The following is a 2,832-nucleotide window of genomic DNA, read 5'->3' on the forward strand; positions in this document are numbered from 1 at the left end:
CAGGGTATCCTGAACGTTGGCCAGAAATGCTGCCGTCCTGCGGCCATTTTCAAAGGCAATATCATCAAGCACGTAGTTGGCGATGATAGCTGCTGCGAACTCTTTCATGCCGGCAACAGACTCTTTCATACCCGCCGGGCCAGTTGCGGTCACAGTCACAGGAGCAAAAGCAATGCGCATGAATTGCTCAGCACCCTCATCGGACAGCATCTGGACAACCTTCCTGAACTCTGGCACCTTGACACCGTGTATATAACCAAGGAAGTGTTCAAACTCAGCCACTGTCTGATAACCATCAACACCTCTGACGGCCTTTATGTAATTCTCAAGTTCAACCTTGCTGATCAGACCTTCATGCAGAAGAGCTATTATCTTGTTACCACTGGCAGAACGGGTAGCCAGGTATTCCAGGAAGCTTTTCAGGTCATCTTCTTCATACTTGACGAAGTGAATGGCTATTTTGCCCATGCCGTTAATGACTTCGTCGTATTGAAGTGCCCCTTTACCCATCTCATTTCTGACTCTCTGCACCAGAATCTGGACCTCTTCCAGGATACTCTGAGGCTGATCATCTACAAGCTCGGAAGAGTGGGGAGGGAAACTCCTCATCAGGTTCCTGAAGACTCTTGCAATCCGACTGGCCTGATGAAATGTCAGATCTTTTCCGACCGCTGCCTGCAGGCGAATGGGCGCAAATTCATCGTCAAAATCGAAAGTCGAAAGGAGGGGGGGGACCTTACCGCTTTTCGCTGCAGATGCTGCCAGACCCATTGCAGCTTCCAGAGCCTGCTTCTTGAGAGCGTGCTGATAGATGAAGTCATGCATATCGGTCAGAACTTTTACCTGTCTCGGCGTGTACTGGAAGGGACCGTCATCATTTTCGACGGCTTGCTCGGCAGCCTTCAGGACATACTTCATTCTCTCAATGTCTGCTTTCCTGGCTTCAATTGCTGCTTCCAGACGTGGCTGTTCCCGATTCTTTCGATAAGCAGTCACCAACTCACTTTCAGCTTTTTCTAATGCTTGTCTGGCTGTGGTTGCCTCACGATCAAGGACGTATCGGGGCTTGGGCCCCAGGCGTGTCATATGCCTGTCAAGCTCGTTCTCAATGACCGTGATACGCGTATTAACGTCTGACTGAATCGTGTTGATAACTTCCTCGTCCAGCTGTTGGAGTTTTGCTTTAATTCGACTATTTTGGTCGTTTATAGTGGCATCATCCTTATAGTCTTCCATGTTGAGTTGACGAGCTATCTCGTTGTTCCGCGCTCTCCTGACTGTTTCATCTTCATAGACTTCGTTGACTTCATCCCGAAATGCCTGAATTCTGGTTATTAAAGCATCCTTCCGGTCAGACAGGCTGGCACCCTCGTCAAAGTTCATCATTAGATCACTGGCCAGTTTCGCTGTGAAAGCCTTGACTTTTTGTACAGCCGCAACGTAATCAAGAGGGTGGATATTCAGTTGGTGCTCTACGGCTGCAATCAAACGTGTCTGTCGTTTTCTGACCTGCTGATCGTGGTACGGTTCTTCGACTTTATAAGTAAGACTCGCATCAAGCTTCCTGAGTCTGAGACCCCTCTCGTCAAGCGTTTTGCTGTCTTCTTTCCAGAGGGCCTGTTCTATCTCACCCAGCAGGTATTCTCCGGCGTCATTGTGGTTCATTATTTTAAGAACCATGGCAAGTCTTGCTGCTCTGTCCTTCCGTTTTCCATAGGCGATGTTGAGTGTTTCTTCTACTTCTGCCAGCGGATCTGTCTGTTGTTCTCTGTCTTGCTTATCCGGGTCAGGGCCTCCGACTTTATAGTGAAGATGCGCAAGAAGCCTGGCGAGTTTAAGACCTTTCCCGACCAGAGCTGCGTTTTCATCTGCCCAGAGGGTGTTATCTATCTTATCCAGCATATGATCTGTGAGATCATCGCTGTCAAACATTCTTCGGACCCTGATAAGTCTTGTTGTTTTATCATCTTCTTCATTGACTTTGATGTCGAGTATTCCTTCTATGTCTTTCAGTATGTCAAGGGCCTTTTTCTCTGACCGTTGTCTGGCTTTTGCGATGAACTCCTGCAGCTCTTCAGAAATGCTTTGGCGACGAAGGTACACATCATCGTTTTCATCAGGGGCTTTCATCTGAAGGGCTTTTTCCACGTCACTCAATGTCTCAAGGACTTCAGGCATCACTTCGGAGTGGCCTGTTCTTATGTAATCCACATAGGTGTCCAGAAATTTAAGCTTGATAAGTTTGTGATATACAGCTGACTCCACGGCAGAGCGGTCTGATAGTGCGGTCTTGTCGTTCGGATCAATACCAAGAACCTGAGCCAGGACACCTTTTCTAATATCGGTGTAAATATCTTCCTGATCGAGTTGAATGCTCATAGTCTTAAGTTGTTGACGCAGACTCTGCGCTTCAGCATTCATTGTTTCCAGTTTTTGAATCAGGCGTTCTTGCTGATCGTCAATATCTGTATTGTCATCAAAATCCTCAATGCTTAAATGTGCGGCAATGGTTGCAACGACAGCTTTGGTCGCAGCTATTGTTTCAGCTTCTGTTCTGGTGCCCGGTCTGGCATGTTTTGCCCGCAGTTCCTCCAGGCTCCCGGATAACTCAAGCAGCTGTCTGGTCATGTCGGTCATCACTCTGGCAGTAAACTCTTCGTCTTTTTCGGGATCGATCTGCGCTTGTTTGATATCGCCGACAACGGGTATCACTTTCCGAATATGCTGTAAAAAGTGTGGGTTCATCAGAAGTTTTTTAAGTACGGGTTTGAAGCCAAAGTGTTCTTCGAGTTGCTTATACATCCGGGTTTGCGTGATGACTGATGAAGCGGC

The 2,832-nt window shown here is 47.7% G+C and carries 1 protein-coding gene; it reads right to left on the reverse strand.

What is annotated here, in order from left to right; genetic code table 11:
• Nucleotides 1–2,802: hypothetical protein (locus KDK19_RS06870; RefSeq protein WP_257291612.1), on the reverse strand; the 2,802-nt coding region annotated here is incomplete at its 3' end.
• Nucleotides 2,803–2,832 lie beyond the last annotated feature (30 nt).

Source organism: Endozoicomonas sp. ONNA1 (genome assembly GCF_024606325.1).
Lineage (GTDB): Bacteria > Pseudomonadota > Gammaproteobacteria > Pseudomonadales > Endozoicomonadaceae > Endozoicomonas_A.